Source organism: Stenotrophomonas sp. CASM101 (assembly GCF_049384845.1).
GTDB classification, from domain to species: Bacteria; Pseudomonadota; Gammaproteobacteria; order Xanthomonadales; family Xanthomonadaceae; genus Stenotrophomonas; species Stenotrophomonas hibiscicola.
Map to the genome: position 1 here is coordinate 50,258 of NZ_JBMRFR010000012.1, position 23,357 is coordinate 73,614.

Genomic DNA, 23,357 nt, shown 5'->3' on the forward strand with positions numbered 1-23,357 from the left:
CTGGTCGCCCGCCTCCCTCCCTCCTGCCGGCAGCGCCGACAGGGTGGGCGACCCGTCCGCTCCCGCTCTCTCCCCCTCGGTCTACCGCGTGCACCTTCCGGGTGCGCCGGTAACCGGGGGTTCCCCTGCCTGACCGAACGAACCCGATGACCCGCCATACCGCCCTTTGCCTTGCTGTCTGGATGGCGCTGCCGCTGTCCGCCCACGCTGCTGCCACTGCTGCCCCCGATGCGCGCGAATTCGATCGGGTGCAGGTCACCGCCACCCGCACCGAGCGGGCGCTGAGCGACGTGGCGGCCACCGTGGATGTCATCGACCGTGAGCAGATGGACCGGCACCTGGTGCAGGACATCAAGGATCTGGTGCGCTACGAGCCGGGCCTGTCGGTCACCCGCAGCGCGACCCGCTTCGGCCTGGATGGTTTCCGCATCCGTGGCCTGGACGGCAACCGCGTGCGCATCCAGACCGACGGCATCGTCATGCCGACCCGGTTCGACATCGGTTCGTTCGCCAGTTCCAACCGCAACTTCACCGACCTCGATACGCTCAAGCGCGTCGAGATCGTGCGTGGACCGGCCAGCCCGCTGTACGGCTCCGATGCACTCGGTGGCGTGGTCGCGTTCGTGACCAAAGACCCGGCCGACTATCTCAAGGACGGCAAGAACAGCTACTTCGGCCTGAAGTTCGGCTACGACGGTGAGTGGAAGGGCCTGCTCGGCGGTGCCACGGCCGCCTTCGGTGGCGACCACTGGAGCGGCCTGGTCAACGTCAACCACCACCAGGGCCAGGAAACGGACAACAAGGGCACGGTTCGCAGCGACAACGACACCCGCACCGCGTCCAATCCGCAGGATCGCGACGGCCGCAGCCTGCTCAGCAAACTGGTCTATGCACCCAGCGAGGACCAGCGCTTCGGCCTGACCGTGGAAGGCAACGAAGACACCACCGATACCAATGTGCTGTCGGCGATCGCCAGCGTTGCACCGCGCCCCGGCGCGATGGCTGCGGCCACTGGCATGAAGTCCCACGACACCCAGAAGCGCAACCGCGTCTCCTTCGCCCACGAGATGGATGCGCTGGACCAGCCGTTCGCCGACAGCCTGCATTGGCAGGTGTACGCGCAGAACAGCGAAACCCGGCAGCAGACCGACGAGACCCGCACCGACGGCACCCGTCGCCACCGCGTGTTCTCCTTCGACCAGCATGCCTATGGCCTGCAGGCGCAGTTCAACAAGGCGTTCGCCACCGGCAGCGTCGAGCACGCATTGACCTACGGTTTCGAAGGCACCCGTACCGAGATCCGCCAGAAGCGCGACGGCTATCAGGTCAGTAAGGCTGGCGTGGTCAGCAACACGGTGCTGCCGGACACCTTCCCGGTGCGTGACTTCCCGATCAGCAAGACTACCGAGCTGGGCCTGTATGCGCAGGATGAGATGCGCTTTGCCGATGGCAGGCTGTCGCTGGTGCCGGGCGTGCGCGTGGACCGCTACGAGCTGAAGCCGGAAGTGGACAGCATCTTCGCCGAAGACAACCCGACCACGGCCGTGGCGCAGCTGAAGAAGACCAGCGTGTCGCCGAAGCTGGGCATGGTCTGGCGCTTTACCGACGAATGGTCGCTGTTCGCCGGTTATGCGCGTGGCTTCCGTTCGCCGCCGTACAACGACGTAAACATCGGCCTGACCAACATCGCCTTCCGCTATACCGCCATCGCCAATCCGGATCTGAAGCCCGAAACCAGCGACGGTTACGAACTGGGCCTGCGCTTCATCGCGCCGGCGGCGTACGTCAGCGTCAGCGGCTACTACAACGACTACAAGGATTTCATCGAGTCCAACGTCGATACCGGTCGCAACGCGCAGGGTTTGACCGTGTTCCAGTCGCAGAACATCGCCGACGCGCGCATCTATGGCGCGGAAATGAAGGCCGGCATCGAGTTTGGCGAACTCAGCCCGGCGCTGAAGGGCTGGGCGCTGCGCAGTGCGTTGGCATGGTCGCGTGGTGACAACCGGACCGATGACGAACCGCTGGCCTCGGTCGATCCGCTGCGTGGCACGCTGGGCCTGATGTATGACGCCGATACCTGGGGCGTCGAACTGGCCGGTACCTTCGTGCAGCGCAAGAAGCGCCTGCCGCCGCCTGCGGCGCAGACCAATCCGAACGCACCGGCGCCGTTCGTCTACCAGCCGGCCGGGTACGGCGTGCTGGACCTGATGGCGCACTGGAACTTCGCGCCGGGTGCCACCTTCAATGTCGGCGTGTTCAACCTGGCCGACAAGCGCTACATCGAATGGTCGTCGATCACCCCGAGCCTGATCACCGATCGCGCACTGAGCGATCGTTTCAGCGGCCCGGGCCGCACCTTCTCCGCCAGCCTTGCCGTTTCCTGGTGATCTCATGAGCCGAGCCTTGTCCGCACGCAGGAATGACTCCATCGCCGCGCCGAACAGCGCGGCCTGGCCGACCCCGGCACAGCTGGCCACGCTCGGCACCGTGTTGTGCCTGTACCACGCCGACGGCAACGAGCTGGGCGGCTGGCGCCAGGCCGTACGCGTACACGCCTGCCAGGGCGTGGACAGCGAGGGCCTGCGCGAAAGCCTGTGCTTCCTTGATGGCCGCGGCCGCTGCGTGTGGCGCCTGTACCTGCTGCCCGACAGCGATTTCCTGGCCTGGGACCGTCTGGTCGCGCCGCTGCCGCCGGGACCGGAACACGACAGCGAGGCGAGCGTTGGCGAACGCCTGTGGCGGCGCCTGGCCGGCCATCTTGGCGGCCAGCGCTGGCGCCTGTGCGCGCTGCGCCTGCATGCCGCCGACGACGGACGCACGCTGGCCGCCAGTCTGTCGACCCTGTCCTCGCTGGGCGCGGCCACCGCGCGCCGCATCGCACGCCTGGAAGGTGCTGAAGGCGAGCTGGTGATCGACGACTGCTGCTGTGCCGACGCCGCCCGGCGTCCGGCGCCCCAGATTCCCGGCGACCTGCCGCTGATCCGCCTGTGACCCTCTCCTGATGGAACGCCCGTTGGCCACGGATGGCCCCTCAATGAATCTGCAACCCCGAAGGAAGACCCCGATGAAGCTCCAGACAGCCAGCGCCATGCTGCTGCTCGCCGCCAGCGGCGTGGCCAGCGCGCAGCCCTCCGATATCGCCCGCGACCACGACAGCATCCTTGCCATGCAGGGTGAGTACACCGTGGACTTCGCGTTCGACGAGACCGTGCTGCTGAAGCCGGGCTACGAGCGTGCACCGGCGATGCGCAGCGGTGGCAGCGAAGTGGTCATCGTGGTCGAGGACACGCCGAAGCGCATCGTGCTGCAGCACCTGCTGCTGGACGAGAAGAGCGGCCACATCACCAAGCACTGGCGCCAGGACTGGGTGTACGAAGCACCGAACCGTTTCGAGTTCAGCGCCGACCAGACCTGGAAGGTGCGCAGTATTCCGTCGGCGGTGAACCAGGGCGCCTGGACCCAGTGCGTGTACGAAGTGAGCGACGCACCGCGCTACTGCGGCACCGGCACCTGGACCTACACCAACAACGTGCCGAGCTGGACCAGCGACCTGAGCTGGCGCCCGCTGCCGCGCCGTGAGTACACCAAGCGCAGCGACTACAACGCGCTGGCCGTGATCAACCGCCACACGCTGACCCCGAACGGCTGGACCCACGAACAGTTCAACACCAAGGTGCAGCGCAACGCCGATGGCAGCCAGGTGGAGATCGCACGCGAGTTCGGCTTCAACGACTACGTGAAGACCACCGAGGTCGACTTCACCCCGGCGCGCAACTACTGGAAGGCCACCGCCGGTTACTGGGCCAAGGTGCGCCAGCGTTGGGACGGTTTCCTGACCCAGGCGCCGGGCGTGCACCTGAAGACCAGGATCGACGGCATGGCGATGATCATCCCGCTTTTCACCCAGGCCGAAGAGATCCAGTCCGGCAAGAAGGTGAAGGACAAGCAGATTGACGACGTGTTCGCCAAGTACGTGGAAAAGGCCCAGTAGAGCCACGCCATGCGTGGATGTGCTTGTTCCTTGAACACTGGCAACGCCGTCATGTGCACTTGGTAGGTGCCGAGCTTGCTCGGCACGCGCCCCCGTCCGGCGCCGCCTCAGGCCTCACGCAGCGCCAATGCCGGCGGCGTATGCAGGATCGCCCGCGTACCCCACCAGCCTGCCAGCAGGCTCAGCCCAATGCCGACCACGCCGCCGATCAGCAGGCCCGGCCACGGCGGCAGCAACGGCAGCTCGAACACCTTCTGCGAGACTGCCACGCCGATGACGGCCGCCGCGCCCACCGCGAGCAACGCGGCCAGCGTGCCCAGTGCGCCGAACTCAACGAGCACCGCGCCACGCAGCTGGCGCCGGGTCGCGCCCAGCGTGCGCAGCACCGCGCTGTCGTAGCGGCGCTCGCCCGCCGTGGCCTGCAGTGCGGCCAGCAGCACCAGCACGCCGGCCAGCAGGCTGAATACCATCACCAGCTGCACCGCCTGCGCGACCCGCTCCATCACATCGCGCACCTGCGAGATCACCGCGTCCACGTCCAGCAGCGACAGGTTGGGCTGTGCGCGCACCAGCTCGCCCAGCCCAGCCGCGTTGCCGGCCGGCAGATGGAACGCCGACAGCAGGTTGTGCGGGGTGTCGCCCACCGCATTGGGATTCAGCAGCACGAAGAAGTTCGGCCGGAAGGTGTTCCAGTCGGCCTTGCGCACACTGGTGACGGTGAACTCGCGCTCCTGCTCGCCTACTGAAATGGTGATGCGGTCGCCCGGATACACGCCGTAGCGCTTGGCCCAGCCGATTTCAACCGACGCCTCCGCCGCCGTGCTGTCGGGCGTCCAGAAGGTGCCGTTCATCAGCGTGTTGGCCGGCGGGAAGCTGCTGCGCCAGCTGAAGTTCAACGGCCGGTTCTCGTCGTCGTCATCGCGCTGGGCTTCGCCTGACGCCGGCTGCCCGCTCTGGTCCGGCGAGCGATCCACGCGCAGCGGCGGCTTGCCGTTGATCGCGATCAGGCGACCGGTCGCCATCGGTTCGATGCTGGCGTCGTTGGCCCCCAGTCCGCGCAGCGCGGCCAGCACGCTGTCACGCTGTCCGGGCTGGATATTGATCAGGAAGTAGTTCGGCGTATCCGCGGGCAGGCGTTCGCGCCACTGCTGCAGCAGGCCGGGGCCGGTCACCGCCAGCAGCAACAGCGCGCACAGCGACAGCGACAGCCCGACCAGCTGCATCACCGCCAGCATCCGGCGCCGGGTCAGCGCCGCCAGGCCCAGCCGCCAGTGGCCGTGCAGACGGTGCTGCAGGCCGCGCAGCAGCTGCAGCAGCACGAAACCGACCACGCCGGCCGCCACCGCCAACGCGGCCAGGCCGCCCAGCACCCATAGCGCCAGCTTGAGATCACCGGTCACCTGCACCGCCAGCAGCACGCTGGCCGCCAGCGCTGCTACGTAGGCCAGCAGCGAGGCCGGGGGCAGGGCGGCGAAGGAGCGGTTGAGCACGCGCATCGGCGGCACCCCGCGCAGGCGCAGCAGCGGCGGCAGGCCGAAGCCGAACAGCAGCAACAGGCCGATGCCGGCGCCGGTCAGCGCCGGCATTGCCTCGGGTAGCGGCAAGCGCTGCGGCACCAGGCTGCCCAGTACCTGCACCAGACCTTCCTGCGCAGCCATGCCCAGGCCGATGCCGAGTGCGCAGGCCGGCACTGCCAGCATCAGCAGCTGCAGTGCCAGACCGGACAGAATGTCGCGCTGGCGCGCGCCCAGGCAGCGCAGGATCGCCACCTGGTCGATGCGGCGCAGGGCAAAACGGTTGGCCGCCAGCGCGGTCGCCACGCCGGCAAGCAATACCGCCAGCAGCGCGCTCAGGCCGAGGAAGCGCCCGGCAAGATCAAAGGCCTGGCGCACGCCGCGCTGGGTGTCGTCCACGCTCAGCAGGCGAAGGCCTTTCACCTGTGGCAGCAGCCACTGGCGGAACGCGGCAACCTGGTCGGCGGAGCCGGCGAACATCAGCCGGTAGTTGATGCGGCTGCCGGGGCCAAGCAGGCCTGCGCCTTCCACATCGGCGCGGTTGACCAGCAGGGTGGGGGAGAGCGTCAGCAGGTCGCCACCGGTATCCGGTTCGGCCTCGATGATGCCGGCGATGCGCAGCGTGCCGGCGCCGAATTCGAGGTCATCGCCGGCTTTCAGCCCCAGTCCCTGCAACAGGCGCGGGTCGGCATAGGCCTGGCCCTTGGGCGGCATGCCGGCATCGGCGATCAGGGCGCCGCCGGGTGTGGCCCGCACCCGCAGCGTGCCACGCAGCGGATAGCCCGCCTGCACCGCCTTGATGCTGGCCATCTGGCTGGCATCACCGTTGAACAGCACGCTGCCGAAGCTGGCGATGCGGGTGTAGGCCAGTCCACGCCGCTGTGCCTCGTCGGCGAACGCCTGCGGCGGGTCATCGCGCCCGACGATGCCAAGGTCGCCGCCGAGCATTTCCGCAGCGCTGCCGGTCAGCGCCAGGTTGACCCGGTTGACCAGCGTGCCCACCGCGGTCATCACCGCCACGCCCAGCACCAGTGCGGCGAACACGGTCAGCAGGTCACCGGCCAGGGCCTCGCGACGCAGCGCGCGCCACGCGTGCCGCAGCAGGTTCATGCCTGCGCCCCATGCTCGACCGGCAGCAGCCGGCCCTCGTCGATGCGATGGATGTACTGGCAGCGCTGGGCCAGGCGCAGGTCGTGGGTGACCAGCACCAGGGTGGTGCCGCTGCCGGCGTTGAGTTCGAACAGCAGGTCGCTGATGTGCTGGCCGGTGGCGTGGTCCAGCGAGCCGGTCGGTTCGTCGGCGAACAGGATGCGCGGGCGGGTGACGAACGCACGCGCCAATGCCACGCGCTGCTGCTCGCCGCCCGACAACTGGCGCGGATAGTGGCGGGCGCGATGGGCCAGCCCGACCTGGGCCAGCACTTCATCGACCCGCGCACGGTCTTCGCGCCCGGCCAGTTCCAGTGGCAACGCGACGTTTTCGGCGGCGGTCAGCGCCGGTAGCAGGTGGAAGCTCTGGAACACGAAGCCAACCTCACGCGCGCGCAGCTGGGCCCGCGCTTCTTCATCGAGGTCGCCCAGGTCCTGGCCCGACAGCGCAATGCGGCCGCGGCTGGGCAGGTCCAGCCCGGCCAGCAGCCCGAGCAGGGTGGTCTTGCCCGAACCGGAGGCGCCGACGATGGCCGCGCTGGTGCCTTCATGGACGGTCAGGGTGATGTTGTCCAGTATGTGGACTTCACCCTCCGGGCCCTGCACGGATTTGCCGACCTGGTCGACGGCGATGGCGACGGGCGCGCTGCGGGGGGACAGGCTGTCGATGAGGAGACTCCAATGCGCAAGACGGGATGGAGCCGGCGAGCCGGCGCGATGGTGGTGCTGCTGCTAGGGTTCCTGCTGTTGCCGGGGCTGGCCTGTGCCAAAGGTCCGGCCCGCACCGTGCTGGTGCTCGGCGACAGCCTCAGTGCCGCCCACAATATCCCTGCCGACGCCGGCTGGGTCAGCCTGCTGCAACAGCGGGTCAGGCAGCAGTCGAAAACCCCGGCGCGCATCGTCAACGCCAGCATGAGCGGGGAGACCACCGCCGGCGCGCTGACCCGCCTGCCGGGCCTGCTGGCGAAGGAAAAGCCGACGGTGGTGGTGATCGCGCTGGGCGGCAATGACGCATTGCGTGGGCTGACCCCGGCGCAGGTGCAGGGCAACCTGGAAAAGATGGTGCAGGCCAGCCAGAAGGCCGGCGCGAAGGTATTGCTGCTGGGCATCGACGTACCGCCCAACTACGGGCCGGCCTATCGCCAGCGCCTGGCTGCGGCTTACAAGGCGCTGGCCACGCGGTACGAGGTGCCGCTCCTGCCCTTCCTGCTGGAAGGCGTGGCCCTGCAGCCGGGCATGATGCAGGCCGACGGCCTGCACCCGACCGCAGAGGCGCAGCCGAAGCTGCTGGACAACGTCTGGCCGCTGCTCAGGCCGCTCCTCTGAACCGTTTGTGTACCTCTTGACGGAACTTCACATCGCGTCCACCGTCGATCCGGCATGTTTCACAAAGCTGAAGTTAGAGGGAATCACATGCGTCAGACGAAGGAGACCTCCGGCTTGGTGCTGGTGGTCGAAGACAACCGCAACATCTCCGAGATGATCGGCGAATACCTGGAAGGTCGCGGCTTCGAAGTCGACTATGCACAGGACGGCCTGGATGGCTACCGCCTTGCGGCGGAGAACAGCTATGACGTCGTGGTGCTCGACTTGATGCTGCCGCGCCTGGATGGCATCGAAGTGTGCCGTCGCCTGCGCAACGATGCGCGCAAGTCCACCCCGGTGCTGATGCTCACGGCACGCGACACGCTGGACGACAAGCTCACCGGCCTCGGGTTCGGCGCCGATGACTACCTGACCAAGCCGTTCGCGATCCAGGAGCTGGAAGCCCGCCTGCGCGCGCTGATCCGCCGCGAACGTCGCCAGGTGGGTTCGGAGGTGCTGAAGGTCGCCGACCTGGTGCTCGATCCGGTCAGCATGCGGGCCACCCGTGCCGGTACCGAGCTGCAGCTGTCGCCGATCGGCCTGCGCCTGCTGACCATCCTGATGCGCGAATCGCCGCGCGTGGTCACCCGCCAGGAGATCGAACGCGAGATCTGGGGCAATGGCCTGCCGGACTCGGACACGCTGCGCAGCCATCTGTACAACCTGCGCAAGATCATCGACAAGCCGTTCGACCGTCCGCTGCTGCACACCGTGCAGAGCGCCGGCTACCGCATTGCCGATATCGCACAGCCGATGGCCTGATCGGGGCCGGGCCGGTGCAGCATCAGGCCCGGCCGGGCAACGACCCCGCATCGGGCACGGATGACCGGCCGGCGCTGCCGCCGGTCAGCGTCCGTGCACGACTACGGCGCAGCGCGCTGCCTATAATCGCAGCGCTCTGACCGGGACCCCGCAATGCCGCACGGCCTGCCGCGCAAGATCCGTATCGCCTTCATCCTGCAGGCAGTCCTGGCCAGCCTGGGCATCCTGCTCGGTGCCTGGCTGGTGTCGCTGGTGATCAAGCACAGCCTGGTCGGCGCCGCCCTGCGCGAGGAAGCGGCCTATTACTGGACGCTGCACGAGGCGTCGCCGGTGCAGCCGCCGCCCAACACCCAGAACATCCGCGGCTACCTGCTGGAAAGCGGGCAGTCGGCGCTGTCATTGCCAGCCAACCTGCGCAACCTGGAGCCCGGCTTCCACGAACTGCCTCAGGATGACCAGCTGGTGCTGGTCGATGTGCGCCCCGCCGGTCGCCTGTACCTGGTGTTCCTGCGTTCGCGTGCGGAGATGCTGGCGTTCTGGTTCGGCATCGTGCCGGTGCTGCTGACCCTGTTGGCGGTGTATGGCGCCAGCTGGGTGACCTATCGGGCTTCCAAGCGCCTGGTGTCGCCGGTGAACTGGCTGGCACGGCGCGTCTCGCGCTGGGACCCGGGCCACCCCGAAGCGGCCGATCTGGAGCCGAACAAGCTGCCGGCGGACATGCAGGGCGAGACCCGCCAGCTGGCGGCCGCACTGCATTCGCTGGCCAACCGGGTCAGCGCGCATGTGGCGCGCGAGCGCAATTTCACCCGCGACGCCAGCCATGAACTGCGCACACCGCTGACCGTCATCCGCGTCGCCAGCGACATGGCCCTTGGCGATGAAACCCTGCAGCCGCGCCTGCGCCGCAGCCTGCAGCGCATCCAGCGGGCTGGCCGCGACATGGAGGCGGTGATCGATGCGTTCCTGATCCTGGCCCGCGAGGCCGATGTCGAACCGCAGATCGAGCTGTTCGACGTCAACGACATCGTCCGCTACGAGGTGGACAATGCCAACGAACTGCTGGGGTCTCGCCCGGTGTCGGTGCACCTGCACAGCGACGGCCCGGTGCAGTTGCATGCGCCGCCGCGGGTGCTGCAGGTGGTGATCAGCAACCTGGTGCGCAATGCCTGCAGCTACACCGACGAGGGGCGCATCGACGTGCATGTGCACAACGACCGGGTGGTAGTGCGCGATACCGGTATCGGCATGTCTGCCGACGCCCTGTCGCGGGCCTTCGAACCGTTCTACCGCGCCGAGCCGAGCCGCCCGCAGGGCACCGGCCTGGGCCTGTCGATCGTGCGCCGGCTGTGCGACCGCTTCGGCTGGAAGGTCAGGCTGGCCAGCGAGCCGGGCAAGGGCACCGAGGCCACGGTGATCTTCCGCTGATCCTCCGACCCCATTGCCCGTGATTCAGTAGATCCACGCCATGCGTGGATGGGGTTGCGGTAGCGCCGGGCCATGCCCGGCGTCCGCAGTCCCTCAGTTGCAGTTGACCTTCGGCGCCAGCGCCTTGGTCCAGATCGCATAGCCGGCCGGGGTCATGTGCAGCATGTCCTCGCGGAACAGCGTTGCATCCGGCTGGCCATCGGTGCCCAGCATCGGCGTGTAGATGTCGGTGAAGCCGGTGTTGGGCAGCGTGGCCAGGGCGGCCTTGATCAGCGTATTGGCCTCGTTGATCGCCGGCAGCAGATGCGCACGCGACGGGCTCGGCTTGATCGACAGGTACTCGACCCGGGTCTTCGGCAGGTCGCGATGCACGCGCTGCACGAAGGCAACCACATCGTCGCGCACCTGCACGGCGCTGCGGCCGCTGTTGAGGTCGTTGTCGCCCGCGTAGAAGAACACCTTGCACGGTGCATACGGCACCACGATGCGATCGGCATACCAGGTGCTGTCACGCACTTCCGAACCCCCGAAGCCGCGGTTGAACACCGGCTGGCCGGGGAAGTCGGTGGCCAGGCTCTCCCACATGCGGATCGAGGAGCTGCCGATGAACTCGATACCGCCACGCGGCGGCGGGCTGGCCTGGTCGGCGCTGGCGAAGTGGGCCATGTCGCTGGCCCAGGCCACGTTGGAGACCTGTTCGGGTACCCGCGGTGACTTGGCCGGGCCCAGGGCCTGGGCAAGGGGGGCGGCGGTCAGCAGGCCCAGCATCAGCAGGCAGGTACGGCGATGGGACATCAGGCGCTCCGGCAGGGTAGGGACGACCATGATAGAAGCTGGGGCAGGTCGAAGCTTGCCCCTGGCAGTCCGTTCACCGGGCCGGTGCCGGGCGGCGGCGGGCGGCCTTGTGGCAAAATGGCGGCCATCTGCCTATTCCTGTGCGCCCATGATCCCCTGCCGTGCGTCTGAGCGGTCGCTGCGCCGCGTCCCTGTTGCTGGATGTTCGCCCCGTGGCTGATCAGTTCGGCCATCTGCCGCGCGGCCCGCGCCGCATCTTCCAGGCCGCCCGCTGGTCCTGGCAGGGCCTGCGCGCTGCCTGGCTGCACGAGTCGTCGTTCCGGCTGGAGGTCTACCTGCTGATCCTGCTGACGCCGCTCGCGATCTGGCTGGGCCAGACGCCGGTCGAACGCGCGCTGCTGATCGGCTCGATGCTGCTGGTGCTTGCGATGGAGCTGGCCAACTCGGCCATCGAAGCGGTGATCGAACGTTACGGCAGCGAGATCCATGAACTGGCCGGCCGCGCCAAGGACATGGGCTCGGCGGCGGTCTTCGTGCTGATGATGAACGTGCTGCTGTGCTGGGCGCTGGTCGTGGTTCCGCACGCGCTGGCCGGCAACTACGGCTGAAACCCCATTTCCCCACACTGCCTTGAAGAGTTTCCATGTCCTTTGAGTTCCTCGCCGACCCCAATGCCTGGGTAACCCTGTTCACGCTCAGCGCGCTGGAAATCGTGCTCGGCATCGACAACCTGGTGTTCATTTCGATCGCGGTCAGCAAGCTGCCGGAAGAGCGTCGCCCGTTCGCCCGCAAGCTTGGCATCGCGGTGGCCTGCATCACCCGCATCGCGCTGCTGGTGTCGCTGGCCTACCTGGCGCACATGGCGGCCAACCTGTTCACCGTGGCCGGCATGGGCATCTCCATCCGCGACCTGGTGCTGATCGTTGGTGGCCTGTTCCTGATCATCAAGGGATGCATGGAGATCAAGGAGCTGATCAGCGGCGGCGAGGATGAAGATCCCAGCACCACCAAGGCCTCGGCCGTGTTCGGCTACGTGATCGCGCAGATCGCGGTGATCGACATCGTGTTCTCGCTGGACTCGGTGATCACCGCCGTCGGCATCGCCGACCACATCCCGGTGATGGTCGCCGCGATCCTGCTGTCGGTGATGGTGATGCTGCTGGCCGCCAACCCGCTGGGCCGCTTCATCGATGCCAACCCGACCGTGAAGATGCTGGCCCTGGCCTTCATCCTGATGATCGGTGCGGTGCTGATCCTGGACGGCCTGGACGTGCACGTGCCCAAGCCCTACATCTACGCCGCGATGGGCTTCTCGGTGCTGGTGGAGTGGCTGAATCTGCTGATGCGCCGCCGCGCCCGCGAGCACAACGTGCCGGGTGCCGGCAACTGGTAAGCGCGCCACAGGCGTGTGAGTCCCTCAGAACCCCCGGCATGCCGGGGGTTCTGCGTTGTGGGGGAGGTTGGCTCTGCAACGGCACTGCGGTTTTTGCACTTTTGGCTGCGTTCCGGCCTCCACTTGTGAATCAGGATCAACAGTGTTTTCCCGGGGCGAGGCTTAATCCGGCGCAGCAAAGCGCGCAGGCTACGCACTCCCGATTCCCGCCCCCCAGGACTCCCCCATGAATTCCAGAGCCGCCTTGCTGGCGCTTGCCGTTGGCGCCTTCGCCATCGGAACCACCGAGTTTGCCCCGATGGGCCTGTTGCCGGTCATCGCCGACGGCGTCGGCGTTGGCATCCCCACTGCGGGCATGCTGATCACCGCCTATGCCGTGGGCGTGATGCTGGGCGCGCCGGTGATGACCCTGCTGATGGGGCGTTTCGGCAAGCGCACCGCGCTGATGCTGCTGATGTCGATCTTCGTCGCCGGCAATCTGTTGTCTGCGCTGGCGCCGAACTACGGGATGCTGCTGCTGTCGCGCCTGGTCACCAGCCTCAACCACGGTGCCTTCTTCGGCATCGGTGCGGTGGTCGCTGCGAGCCTGGTGCCGAAGGAAAAGCAGGCTGCGGCCGTGGCCACCATGTTCATGGGCCTGACCATCGCCAACATCGGCGGCGTGCCGCTGGCGACCTGGGTCGGCCAGCAGCTGGGCTGGCGCCTGTCCTTCGCCGGGACTGCGGCGCTGGGCCTGGTCGCGATCACTGCGTTGGGCTTCGCGCTGCCCGCGTCCGCACCGGGACCGCGCCCGGACGTGCGCCGCGAACTAAAGGCGATCCTGCAGCCGCAGGTGCTGCTGGCCATGGCCACTACCGTGCTTGGTGCGGGTGCGATGTTCACGCTGTACACCTACGTCGCACCAGTACTGACCGAGTTGACCGGCGCCTCCAATACCTTCATCGCGATGGCGCTGGCCCTGATCGGCATCGGCTTCACCTTCGGCAACGGCATCGGTGGGCGCATGGCCGACTGGTCGCTCGATGGCGCCACCCGTATCCTGCTGGCTGCCCTGGCGGTGCTGATGTTCGTGCTGCCGCTGGCTTTCATGAGCCACGCCACCGCGGCGCTGGGTGTACTGCTGTTCGGCGCGGCGACCTTCGCCCTCGTGCCGCCGCTGCAGATCCGGGTGATGCAGGTGGCCAGCGAGGCGCCGGGCCTGGCGTCGTCGATCAACGTGGGTGCATTCAACCTGGGCAATGCGGTAGGTGCTGCGCTGGGTGGTGCGGTGATCAGCTCGGGACTGGGCTACGCCGCGATTCCGGTGGCCGGTGGCCTGCTGGCCGCGTCGGGCCTGCTGCTGGCATGGCTGGGGCGTAGCCGCACTGCGGTGGCTGAGGCCTGCTGAGTGATATGGGGTTCCGGCAGGGCTTGCAGCCCTGCACCCGCCGAATCAACGTCAACGTCAACGGCAAAAGCCTGCATTCCGTGGGTTGGCGGGGTGGGTCCGGTTGAGGGGGACGCTGCAAGTACGTCCATGTAAGCTCGGTCGCCGCATCCATGCGGCTCACGCCCCCTCAACCGGACCCACCTCGCCTTCGACAGATTCCCGCGATCTGTCGTAACGGCGTTCCGCTCTGGTAGGTGTCGACCTTGGTCAACACGAATGCCTGAAGAACCGGCGTTTGCTTTTGATTTTTTCCTTTGATCTTCCCGCGGTGCGCAGGAAACCGTATGAGGCCGGGCGGGTGGGCGTGGCGGGGGTATCTAATCTGGCCCCCTGAAAACGGACGCCATGAAGCCGTTTCAGGCGGCAGCCCGGAGCTGCCGGGCGTAGTTGTTAGGCGAGTGGTAGCCCAGCGCCGAGTGTAGCCGGGCTGGATTGTAGAAGCCGTGGATGTAAGCAGCGATGGACTGGCTGGCTTGTTCCCTACTGGCGTAAGGCTCGGCAGCCTCTTCTGTCTTGAGCGTCGCAAAGAAGCTCTCGGCCACCGCGTTGTCCCAGCAATTGCCAGGCCGGCTCATGCTTTGGACCACGCCATGGGACTGCAGCAGCTGGCGAAACTCGTTTCCCCAGTACTGCCCACCACGATCTGAATGGAAGATCAGGCCGGGTCGTTGTGGATGCAGAGCCCAAGCATTGGCAAATGCCTTCACCACCAGCTCTTCAGTCAGACGCTTGGAAACGCTGTAGCCCAGCACCTGCCGGGTCTGGACGCTGATGACCACGGCCAGATGCAGCCATCCCTGGCGGGTGGGGACATACGTGATATCCCCGACCCACGCCGTCGGTCCGGTTCCGGGGGCAAATTGCCGATCCAGCAGGTTGGGGGCGAGCTGAGATGAGCCGCCAGAGAACTTGGGTCGGAATCGGCCTTTGGTCTTGCCCTGGATTCGCTCCTCGGCCATTAACCGTGCCACGCGCTTGTGGCCGACTGGATGATTCCTGGCTCGTAAGGCCCTGACCAGCCGACGTCGCCCATAACTGCGCTTGCTGATCACATGAATGGCCCGAAGCTCGGTACGGAGGGCCGAATCGACATCGCACGTTTGGGCACACTGCCGGCGCAGGTAGTCATGGAATCCAGAGACAGAAACCCCAAGAACCCGACACAACAACCTGGTCGGGTAGTGAGTCCTTTGACTGGCGACGAAGGCGTACCTCACTTGGACTCTCTGGCAAAGAACGCCGCCGCTTTTTTTAGGATTTCCCGCTCCATCTTCAGATTGGCGTTCTCGGCCCGAAGGCGGCTGATCTCGCTTTCCAGGTCGGTGGCTGGCCTGCGAGCCTCAGAGGTCAACGACCGGCCAGCACGGACCGCGTCAAGCCAATTTGCCAGCGTCTTGACCGACATCTCCAACTGACGGGCCGCTGCGGCAGGCCCGAGCGACTCGGCCAACTCCACGGCTTGGTGCTTGAACTCATCGGTGTAGCTACGACGGGTGATACGGGACATAAGGGACCTCCAAGTGCGATCAAAGTATCGCTTCTTGGCGTCCGCTGACGGGCGGCCAGATCAATCCGCGCCATGGATGGCGCGGCTAAGCCTCCAGGGACGGATTCACGGCGTCCCCCGCCATGCCCACCCGCCCGGACTACCCAGGCGATCCATGAGCACAACCCACCGCGGAGGGGGCGGCGCCCGATGGCCGGTCTTTCACCCGAACCATGGCATGCTCGGCGCCAAGCCCACCCGGAACCTCCGCCATGCGCCTGTTCACCCGTGTCCTGCCCCTGATGCTGCTGGCCTCCCTGCTGTCCGGCTGCGGCTACAACGCCATCCAGCAGAAGGATGAGGCGGTCAAGGCCAGCTGGTCCGAAGTGCTCAACCAGTACAAGCGGCGCGCCGACCTGGTGCCCAACCTGGTGCAGACGGTGAAGGGCTTTGCCAGCCAGGAAGAGCGCGTGCTGACCGAAGTCACCAACGCCCGCTCGCGTGTCGGCCAGATCAACGTCAACGCCGATGACGAAGCCTCGCTCAAGCAGTTCCAGCAGGCCCAGGGCGAACTCGGCAGCGCGCTGTCGCGGCTGCTGGTGGTCACCGAGAACTACCCGGTGCTGAAGTCGGACCAGAACTTCCGCGACCTGCAGGCCCAGCTGGAAGGCACTGAAAACCGCATCACCGTCGCCCGTGGCCGCTACATCCAGCAGGTGCAGGACTACAACACCTACATCCGCTCGTTCCCGCAGGTGATCACCGCCAAGATCTTCGGCTACAAGACCAAGCCGAACTTCACCGTGGACAACGAAGCGCAGATCTCCAACGCGCCGGCGGTCGATTTCGGCAGCGCGCCGCAGCAGCAGCCGGCACCGCAGCCGGGCCACTGACCCATGCGCCTGGCCACTGCGCTGCTGGCCCTGCTGCTATGGCTGCCGCTGGCATCGCACGCCCAGCAGCTGGCGCCGGTTCCGGCGCTGGATTCGCCGGTGGTCGACACCACCGGCACGCTGGATGCCGCGCAGAAGCAGGCGCTGGTACAGCAGGCGCTTGACCTTCAGCAGCGCAAGGGCAGCCAGCTGCAGGTGCTGGTGGTACCCACCACCCAGCCGGAAGACATCGCCCAGTACACCACGCGGGTCTTCGACCAGTGGCAGATCGGCCGCAAGGGCGTGGATGACGGGGTGCTGCTGGTGGTGGCCAAGGACGACCGGCGCGTGCGCATCGAGCCGGGCTACGGCCTGGAAGGCGCGATTCCCGATGCCATCGCCAACCGGGTCATCCAGGAGTACCTGGTGCCACGCTTCCGCAGCGGCGACTACGCCGGGGGCATCACCGATGCCACCGCCGTGCTGGTCAAGCTGATCGATGGCGAAGCGTTGCCGGCACCGGTCAGCGGTCATCGCGGGCGCGAGCCCGGCGGTGGCGGCGACACCTGGTTCCTGGCGCTGTTCATCGGCGTGTTCGCCGGCAGCATCCTGCGCGGCGTGTTCGCGCGCGTGCCGCGCCCGCTGCGTGGCCTGCTCGGCGGTGCCGGCGCAGCCGTGGCGGCGTTCCTGTTCACCTCCACCCTGCTGGCCAGTGGCCTGGCCGGCGTGGTTGGCCTGATCGTGGCGATGCTGTCCGGCCACCCGGGGCGCTTTGCCGGCGGTGGTGGCTGGGGCGGCGGCAGCTGGGGCGGGGGAGGCGGCTTCGGCGGTGGTGGTGGATTCGGCGGCGGAGGCGGCTGGGGCGGCGGCGGTGGCCGTTCCGGTGGCGGTGGTGCTTCGGGAGGCTGGTGATGATCCAACGTCTGTTCCGCCATGTATGTTCGCCGTCGGTACGTCGCGCGTTCCCGCCAGCCACGCTGCAGGCGATCACCGAGGCCATCGCGGCCGGTGAGCAGCGCCACGGCGGTCAGGTGATGTTCGCGGTGGAGGCCGATCTGCCGCTGGCCGCGTTGTGGCACAAGGTCACCCCGAGGCAGGCCGCCGAGCATGCCTTCGCACGCCTGCGCACCTGGGACACCGCTCACAACAACGGGGTGCTGATCTACCTGCTGCTGGCCGACCATGCCATCGAGATCGTCGCCGACCGCGGCCTGCATGGCCGGGTCAGCCCGGCGCAGTGGCAGCGGGTCTGCACCCATCTGCGCGAGGGCCTGCGTGGTTCCAATCCGGTGGAAGCGCTGCAGGATGCCATCGACGAGGTCTCCAGCCTGATCGAAGGGCACTTTCCGGCCTCGACCCGGTCGAACGATGACGCGTTGCCGAACTCGCCCCAGCTCCTTGGTTGAGCCGGGGCGGCACTGGCCCGAGAATAGGCGTTCAACCGCAAGGCACCTTCCATGATCTATTTCCACGACATCGACCCCATCGCCCTCTCGCTGGGGCCGATCAAGGTGCACTGGTACGGCATCATGTACCTGCTCGGCTTCACTGCGGCCTGGCTGCTGGGCCGCACGCGCATCGCCGCCGGGCGCCTGCCGGGCGTCGATGCCAACGGCTTCTCCGACCTGTTGTTCTACGCCATGCTCGGCGTGGTGCTGGGCGGCCGCATGGGCTACATGCTGTTCTACGCGCTGGGCGATTTCCTGCACAACCCGCTGCTGCTGTTCAAGGTGTGGGACGGCGGCATGAGCTTCCACGGCGGCCTGCTGGGCGTGCTGGGCGCCTGCTGGTGGTGGTCGCGCAAGCACCGCCTGCACTTCTTCGACACCATGGATTTCATGGCGCCGCTGGTGCCGCTGGGCCTGGGCTTCGGCCGCATCGGCAACTTCATCGGCGCCGAGCTGTGGGGCAAGTACACCGACGGCACGTGGGGCGTGGTGTTCCCGTCCGGCCTGCCGGCGCCGCTGAACCAGCTGGACCACGCGACCCTGCAGGCGCAGTTCGCCACCGGCGCGCTGAACCAGTTCGCGCGCCATCCGTCGCAGTTGTATGAAGCCTTCCTGGAAGGCCTGGTGATGTTCGTGGTGCTGTGGACGGTCTCGGCCAAGCCGCGCCACCGTTACCTGGTGGGCGGCCTGTTCGCGCTGATGTACGGCCTGTTCCGCTTCGCCGTCGAATTCGTACGCATGCCCGACAACGGCGTCTACGTGGCCTTCGACTGGCTGACCCGCGGCCAGATCCTCAGCCTGCCGCTGATCGCCTTCGGCCTGGTGCTGCTGGTGATGTCGCGCCGCGCACCCGTGCTGCAGCCGCAACCGGTGATGGCTGCGGAGGGCAAGGCATGAAGGCCTACCTGGATCTGCTTGCGCATGTGCTGGAACATGGCGCGGAGAAGAGTGATCGTACCGGCACAGGCACCCGCAGCGTGTTCGGCTGGCAGATGCGCTTCGACCTCAACAAAGGCTTCCCGCTGGTCACCACCAAGAAGCTGCACCTGCGCTCGATCATCCACGAGCTGCTGTGGTTCCTGAAGGGCGATACCAACATCGGCTACCTGAAGGACAACCAGGTACGTATCTGGGACGAGTGGGCCGATGAGAACGGCGACCTCGGCCCGGTCTACGGCAAGCAGTGGCGCAGCTGGGCCACCGCCGATGGCCGCGAGATCGACCAGATGCAGTGGCTGGTGGACGAGATCAAGCGCAACCCCGATTCGCGCCGGCTGGTGGTCAGCGCCTGGAACGTGGGCGAGCTTTCGCAGATGGCGCTGATGCCGTGCCACAACCTGTTCCAGTTCTACGTGGTGGACGGCAAGCTCAGCTGCCAGCTGTACCAGCGCAGCGGTGACATCTTCCTCGGCGTGCCGTTCAACATCGCCAGCTATGCGCTGCTGACCCACATGGTGGCGCAGGCCACCGGCCTGGGAGTGGGCGACTTCGTGCACACGCTGGGTGACGCGCACCTGTACTTGAACCACTTCGAGCAGGCCCGCGAGCAGCTGGCGCGCGAACCGCGCGCGCTGCCCAAGCTGTGGTTGAACCCGGAGGTGACCGACCTGTTCGGATTCCGGTTCGATGACATCCGCATTGACGGCTATGACCCGCACCCGGCGATCAAGGCGCCGGTGGCGGTGTGAGTGCCATGAAGCTGTCGATGATCGTGGCGCTGGACCGCAACCGTGGCATCGGCCAGGGCAATGCCATGCCCTGGCATCTGCCGGATGATTTCAAGCACTTCAAGGCGCTCACCCTGGGCAAGCCGATCCTGATGGGGCGCAAGACGGCCGAATCGATCGGCCGCGTACTGCCGGGGCGCACCAACCTGGTGCTGACCCGCAGCGGCCAGGTGCCGTTCGCGGGCATGCGCGCGGTGGCGTCGCTGGACGAGGCCAAGGCGATTGCCGAAGGCGAGGGCGCCCGCGAGCTGTGCATCATCGGCGGCGGCGAGATCTTCCACCAGCTGCTCGACCAAGCCAGCGACCTGTACCTGACCTGGGTCGATGCCGAAGTGCCTGCCGATACCCATTTCCCCGAAGTCGACATGCAGGACTGGCGGGAAGTCAGCAGCGAGCCGCACCCGGCCGACGAACGCCACGTCTACGCGTTCCGCTTCGTGCATTACGTGCGCCGCTGATCGCGCAAATACCAACGAAAACACCGACGGGGATATCGACGGGGTAGAGTCGACTGTTAGTCGACTGCTCTCGGCGGCCCCCCGAAAAACCCGCGCTGCGCGCGATAGTCGACTGACAGTCGACTCTGCCTGGGCTGTCGCTACGGCATCCGGTAATGCCCGATGATGGCGTGCTGGAACCGCGGGTCCTCTTCGCGCGTGCTGCGCCCAGCGGCGAAGACGCGCAACGGCTGCGATGGACCGTGGGCGGTGCTTCCACCGCCGGTGGTGGCCGGGCCCGGAGTGGGCAGCGGCACCCGTCCATGGTGCCGGGAACGATCAGGTCACGCCTGCGGCGGGGCCCCGTTGTTGCCAGGGCCTGCGGAGCCGCCCCCACCGCCGCCACGGCGACGACGGCGGCGCGGGCCACGGTTGCCCGGGTTGGCGGCCGCGGCGCTGGCCCCGCCCGGATCCCTGCCCTGCGCCGATGCAGCCGGGCGCTCGCGTGCTGGTCGCGCTGGCATGCGTGCGTTGGGCACGGGTGCGGGGACATCGCGGCCCGGCACCTGCACCACGCGCAGTTCATCGGTATCGAGCTCGATCGCGGTCAGCTTGCCGCCCCAGACTGCGCCGGTGTCGATGGCATGCACGCCCTGGGTGATGGTCAGGCCCAGCGCCGACCAGTGGCCGCAGACGATCTTCAGGTCGCGCTCGACCCGGCCTGGCACTTCGAACCAAGGGTACAGTCCCTGTTCCTGCGTGCCCGGCGTGCCCTTGTCCTCGATGCCGATGCGCCCGCGCGGGGTGCAGTAGCGCATACGGGTGAGCACATTGATGATCGCCCGTGAACGGTCGTAGCCGGACAGGTTCGGCGCCCAGCTCGGCTTGTCGCCGTACATGTTGCGGAACAGCTTGCGGTAGCCGGCACCGTGCAGTTGCGCCTCGACCTCGGCGGCATGCTTTTCGGCCATCTGCGTGGTCCACTTCGGCGCCAAGCCGGCGTGCACCATCATCCAGCCCAGCTCGCGGTCCACGTGCACCAGCTTCTGCAGGCGCAGCCAGTCCAGCAGTTCGTCGCGGTCCTCGGCCTGCACGATGCGCAGCAGGTCCGGGTTGACCTTGCGCTGTTCCTCTTCGGTGCGTGCACCGACGGCCAGCAGCGAAAGGTCATGGTTGCCCAGCACCACCACGCTGTGCCCGCGCAGCGAATGCACCAGCCGCAGCGTTTCCAGCGACTGGCCACCGCGGTTGACCAGGTCGCCGCAGAACCACAGGGTGTCCTGCGCCGGGTCGAAGCGGATCTTCTCCAGCAGGCGCTGGGTGACGTCGTAGCAGCCCTGCAGGTCGCCGATCGCCCACACACTCATCGTTCGGCCTCCGTGTCAGTGCAGGGTACGCGGGATGGCCAGCACGAAAGGTGCGACCGGCGCGGCGAATTCGGTGCCGTCGTCGGCGACCATGTCGTAGTGGCCCTGCATGGTCCCGTGATCGGTCCCCAGCATGACACCGGACGTGTAATGGAAGTCTTCACCGGGACGCAGGCGCGGCTGCTCGCCGATCACCCCGTCGCCATCGACATGCTCGACGCGGCCATTGGCATCGGTGATGCGCCAGTGGCGTGCAACCAGGCGCGCGGCAACACGGCCCTGGTTGTGGATGCGGATCGTGTAGGCGAACGCATAGCGCCCGTCTTCCGGCGCGGATTGGTCGTCGAGGAAGCGCGGTGCGACTTCGACGGAAATGGCGTAAACGTCAGCGTCTTCCATACCGGCAGTGTAATCAGGAGGCATTGGCCAAAGCGATGAATTCAGCCACATCCAGCTGTTCGGCGCGGGCATCGGGGCGCACGCCCGCGGCGACGAACTGCTCGGCCGTCACGACGTTGTTGAGCGCATTGCGCAGGGTCTTGCGGCGCTGCCCGAAGGCGGCCTTGACCACCTCGGCGAAACGGGCGTGGTCGTTGATGTTGATCGAGGCCGGGTCACGCGGCACCAGCCGTACCACGGCCGAATCGACCTTCGGCGGCGGCCGGAACGCGCCCGGCGGCACCACGAACAGCGAGGTCACCTGGCAATAAGCCTGCAGCATCACGCTGAGGCGGCCGTACACCTTGCTGCCGGGGCCGGCGGCCATGCGGTCGACCACTTCCTTCTGCAGCATGAAGTGCATGTCGCGGATCACCGCGGCATGTTCCAGTGCATGGAACAGGATCGGCGAGGAGATGTTGTAGGGCAGGTTGCCGACCAGGCGGATCGGCTGGCCGGCAGCCAGCTCGGTGAAGTCCACGCGCAGCACGTCGCGGTGGACGATGGTCAGCTCGCCCAGCGGCTCGGCGGCGGCGGTCAGCGGCGCGATCAGGTCGCGGTCGAACTCGATCACCGTCAGTTTCGGATGCACGCGCAGCAGCGGCAGGGTGATCGCGCCCTGGCCGGGACCGATCTCGACCAGGCGATCGCCTTCTTTCGGGTTGACCGCCATCACGATCTTGTCGATGTAGTGGCGATCGGCCAGGAAATGCTGGCCAAGCTGCTTCTTGGCCGGTGCGGTGAACACCGGGCCGGAGGGGGAATGCGGGGAATTCATGCGCTCAGTGTACGTTGCCGCGCAAGCTGCGCACACAGCGTCGTTGCCGCCTGCAGGCTGGAAGGATCGGCAATGCCGCGGCCGGCCAGGTCCAGCGCGGTGCCATGGTCTACCGCCACGCGCGGGTAGGGCAGGCCCAGGGTCAGGTTCACCGCCTGCTCGAAACCGGAGTACTTCAGCACCGGCAGCCCCTGGTCGTGGTACATCGCCAGCACGGTGTCGAAACCGGCCAGCTTGGCCGGCAGGAACGCGGTATCGGCCGGCAGCGGCCCGACCAGGTCCATGCCCTCCGCGCGCAGGCGCTGCAGCAGCGGGATGACCAGGTCCAGTTCCTCGCGGCCCAGATGGCCGTCTTCGCCGGCGTGCGGGTTCAGGCCGAGCACGGCGATGCGTGGCGCGGGCAGGCCGAACTCGCGGCACAGCGCGGCGTGCACGGTGCGAAGGGTGTGTTCCAGGCTGGGCGCGGTGATCGCATCGGCCACCTCGCGCAGCGGCAGGTGGGTGGTGGCCAGGGCCACGCGCACGATGGGGTTGGCCAGCATCATCACCACCTTCACCCCGGCCTGGTCGGCCAGCAGTTCGGTGGTGCCACTGTAGGCGATGCCGCCTTCGTTGATGACCGCCTTGTGCACCGGGCCGGTGACCACGCCGTGCAGTTCGCCGGACAGGCAGGCCTGACCGGCAGCGAGCAGGGCGCCGATGACGGCCCCGGCATTGGCCGGGTCGGCCTGGCCGAAGTGGCTGGGCATGGCATTGGCCACCGCGCGCACACGCAGGTCGCCCGGGGCGCGGGCTTCGGCGTCCTCGGGCAGCAGCTGCAGGGGCAGGTTCAGTGCGACGGCGGCCGCGCGCAGGGTATCCGGGTCGGCGAAGGCCAGCAGCCGGCAATCTTCACGCGGCTGCTGGACGAGGCGGACACACAGCTCCGGGCCGATCCCGGCGGGCTCGCCCGGTACCAGAGCGAGCTCGGGGCGCATCG

The 23,357-nt window shown here is 67.5% G+C and carries 24 protein-coding genes; 15 read left to right on the top strand and 9 right to left on the bottom strand.

The window, feature by feature from the left end:
• Positions 1-146 precede the first annotated feature (146 nt).
• From VG543_RS15590 to VG543_RS15600, 3 genes are all read left to right on the top strand, one after another.
• Positions 147-2,390 carry a TonB-dependent hemoglobin/transferrin/lactoferrin family receptor gene (locus tag VG543_RS15590; protein ID WP_423178752.1) on the top strand — a complete coding sequence of 748 codons (2,244 nt, stop codon included), beginning with the start codon at positions 147-149 and terminating at the stop codon, positions 2,388-2,390.
• Positions 2,391-2,394: 4 nt separating this feature from the next.
• A complete protein-coding gene (locus VG543_RS15595; RefSeq protein WP_019661101.1) occupies positions 2,395-2,994 on the top strand; it encodes a hypothetical protein in 600 nt (199 codons plus the stop codon).
• 73 nt (positions 2,995-3,067) lie between these two features.
• A complete protein-coding gene (locus tag VG543_RS15600; RefSeq protein ID WP_423178751.1) occupies positions 3,068-3,994 on the top strand; it encodes a DUF6607 family protein in 927 nt (308 codons plus the stop codon).
• Between the two features lie 107 nt (positions 3,995-4,101).
• Here the strand turns inward: VG543_RS15600 and VG543_RS15605 are convergent, their stop codons facing one another.
• Complete coding sequence (locus tag VG543_RS15605; protein ID WP_423178749.1) at positions 4,102-6,618, bottom strand: ABC transporter permease; 2,517 nt, start codon at positions 6,616-6,618, stop codon at positions 4,102-4,104.
• Positions 6,615-7,262, bottom strand: coding sequence for an ABC transporter ATP-binding protein (locus VG543_RS15610; protein ID WP_019661104.1), 648 nt, complete (start codon positions 7,260-7,262; stop codon positions 6,615-6,617). Before VG543_RS15610 ends, VG543_RS15605 begins: the two co-directional genes overlap by 4 nt.
• 75 nt (positions 7,263-7,337) lie before the next feature.
• On the opposite strand from VG543_RS15610, the gene VG543_RS15615 reads away from it, so the two are divergent.
• The 3 genes from VG543_RS15615 to VG543_RS15625 all read left to right on the top strand — a co-directional run bounded on the left by VG543_RS15615 (position 7,338) and on the right by VG543_RS15625 (position 10,208).
• A complete protein-coding gene (locus VG543_RS15615; RefSeq protein WP_329846522.1) occupies positions 7,338-7,982 on the top strand; it encodes an arylesterase in 645 nt (214 codons plus the stop codon).
• A gap of 87 nt (positions 7,983-8,069) precedes the next feature.
• On the top strand, positions 8,070-8,783 hold the full coding sequence (locus VG543_RS15620; protein WP_002811889.1) for a response regulator transcription factor: 714 nt from the start codon (positions 8,070-8,072) through the stop codon (positions 8,781-8,783).
• A 153-nt stretch (positions 8,784-8,936) separates the two neighbouring features.
• The gene (locus VG543_RS15625; RefSeq protein WP_197575281.1) at positions 8,937-10,208 is read left to right on the top strand and encodes a sensor histidine kinase; all 1,272 of its coding nucleotides are present in this window, start codon (positions 8,937-8,939) and stop codon (positions 10,206-10,208) included.
• A gap of 93 nt (positions 10,209-10,301) precedes the next feature.
• Here the strand turns inward: VG543_RS15625 and VG543_RS15630 are convergent, their stop codons facing one another.
• Entirely contained in the window at positions 10,302-11,003 is a 702-nt protein-coding gene (locus VG543_RS15630) for an SGNH/GDSL hydrolase family protein (RefSeq protein WP_019661108.1), read from the bottom strand.
• A gap of 212 nt (positions 11,004-11,215) precedes the next feature.
• Between VG543_RS15630 and VG543_RS15635 the strand changes: the two genes are divergently transcribed.
• The 3 genes from VG543_RS15635 to VG543_RS15645 all read left to right on the top strand — a co-directional run bounded on the left by VG543_RS15635 (position 11,216) and on the right by VG543_RS15645 (position 13,783).
• Positions 11,216-11,611 (top strand): diacylglycerol kinase, encoded by a 396-nt coding sequence (locus VG543_RS15635; RefSeq protein ID WP_019661109.1) that lies wholly within the window; start codon positions 11,216-11,218, stop codon positions 11,609-11,611.
• A 35-nt stretch (positions 11,612-11,646) separates the two neighbouring features.
• Positions 11,647-12,396 carry a TerC family protein gene (locus tag VG543_RS15640; protein ID WP_019661110.1) on the top strand — a complete coding sequence of 250 codons (750 nt, stop codon included), beginning with the start codon at positions 11,647-11,649 and terminating at the stop codon, positions 12,394-12,396.
• Positions 12,397-12,622: 226 nt separating this feature from the next.
• On the top strand, positions 12,623-13,783 hold the full coding sequence (locus VG543_RS15645) for an MFS transporter (RefSeq protein WP_180877911.1): 1,161 nt from the start codon (positions 12,623-12,625) through the stop codon (positions 13,781-13,783).
• Between the two features lie 398 nt (positions 13,784-14,181).
• On the opposite strand, the gene VG543_RS15650 is transcribed toward VG543_RS15645, so the two are convergent.
• Both VG543_RS15650 and VG543_RS15655 read right to left on the bottom strand, forming a co-directional pair.
• The gene (locus VG543_RS15650) at positions 14,182-15,042 is read right to left on the bottom strand and encodes an IS3 family transposase (protein ID WP_134731269.1); all 861 of its coding nucleotides are present in this window, start codon (positions 15,040-15,042) and stop codon (positions 14,182-14,184) included.
• Complete coding sequence (locus VG543_RS15655) at positions 15,039-15,332, bottom strand: transposase (protein ID WP_006388655.1); 294 nt, start codon at positions 15,330-15,332, stop codon at positions 15,039-15,041. Before VG543_RS15655 ends, VG543_RS15650 begins: the two co-directional genes overlap by 4 nt.
• 251 nt (positions 15,333-15,583) lie before the next feature.
• On the opposite strand from VG543_RS15655, the gene VG543_RS15660 reads away from it, so the two are divergent.
• The 6 genes from VG543_RS15660 to VG543_RS15685 are packed head-to-tail and all read left to right on the top strand — an operon-like array spanning position 15,584 to position 19,816.
• Positions 15,584-16,204 carry a LemA family protein gene (locus VG543_RS15660; protein ID WP_012510094.1) on the top strand — a complete coding sequence of 207 codons (621 nt, stop codon included), beginning with the start codon at positions 15,584-15,586 and terminating at the stop codon, positions 16,202-16,204.
• 3 nt (positions 16,205-16,207) lie between these two features.
• Complete coding sequence (locus tag VG543_RS15665; RefSeq protein ID WP_346474835.1) at positions 16,208-17,095, top strand: TPM domain-containing protein; 888 nt, start codon at positions 16,208-16,210, stop codon at positions 17,093-17,095.
• Positions 17,095-17,589, top strand: coding sequence for a TPM domain-containing protein (locus VG543_RS15670; RefSeq protein ID WP_005415340.1), 495 nt, complete (start codon positions 17,095-17,097; stop codon positions 17,587-17,589). Before VG543_RS15665 ends, VG543_RS15670 begins: the two co-directional genes overlap by 1 nt.
• Positions 17,590-17,640: 51 nt before the next feature.
• Complete coding sequence (lgt, locus tag VG543_RS15675) at positions 17,641-18,528, top strand: prolipoprotein diacylglyceryl transferase (protein ID WP_423178748.1); 888 nt, start codon at positions 17,641-17,643, stop codon at positions 18,526-18,528.
• The gene (locus VG543_RS15680) at positions 18,525-19,319 is read left to right on the top strand and encodes a thymidylate synthase (RefSeq protein WP_329843550.1); all 795 of its coding nucleotides are present in this window, start codon (positions 18,525-18,527) and stop codon (positions 19,317-19,319) included. The genes lgt and VG543_RS15680 overlap by 4 nt, the downstream gene beginning before the upstream one ends.
• A 5-nt stretch (positions 19,320-19,324) precedes the next feature.
• Entirely contained in the window at positions 19,325-19,816 is a 492-nt protein-coding gene (locus tag VG543_RS15685) for a dihydrofolate reductase (protein WP_155028976.1), read from the top strand.
• Between the two features lie 323 nt (positions 19,817-20,139).
• Here VG543_RS15685 and VG543_RS15690 read toward each other — a convergent pair whose 3' ends face one another.
• From VG543_RS15690 to pdxA, 4 genes are read right to left on the bottom strand one after another with little or no spacing between them, the layout of a single operon-like run.
• On the bottom strand, positions 20,140-21,162 hold the full coding sequence (locus VG543_RS15690) for a symmetrical bis(5'-nucleosyl)-tetraphosphatase (protein ID WP_423178747.1): 1,023 nt from the start codon (positions 21,160-21,162) through the stop codon (positions 20,140-20,142).
• 15 nt (positions 21,163-21,177) lie between these two features.
• Entirely contained in the window at positions 21,178-21,561 is a 384-nt protein-coding gene (gene apaG, locus VG543_RS15695) for a Co2+/Mg2+ efflux protein ApaG (protein ID WP_005412297.1), read from the bottom strand.
• 13 nt (positions 21,562-21,574) lie between these two features.
• A complete protein-coding gene (rsmA, locus tag VG543_RS15700; RefSeq protein ID WP_021203187.1) occupies positions 21,575-22,378 on the bottom strand; it encodes a 16S rRNA (adenine(1518)-N(6)/adenine(1519)-N(6))-dimethyltransferase RsmA in 804 nt (267 codons plus the stop codon).
• Entirely contained in the window at positions 22,375-23,355 is a 981-nt protein-coding gene (gene pdxA / locus VG543_RS15705; protein ID WP_019661120.1) for a 4-hydroxythreonine-4-phosphate dehydrogenase PdxA, read from the bottom strand. The genes rsmA and pdxA overlap by 4 nt, the downstream gene beginning before the upstream one ends.
• Positions 23,356-23,357: the final 2 nt, after the last annotated feature.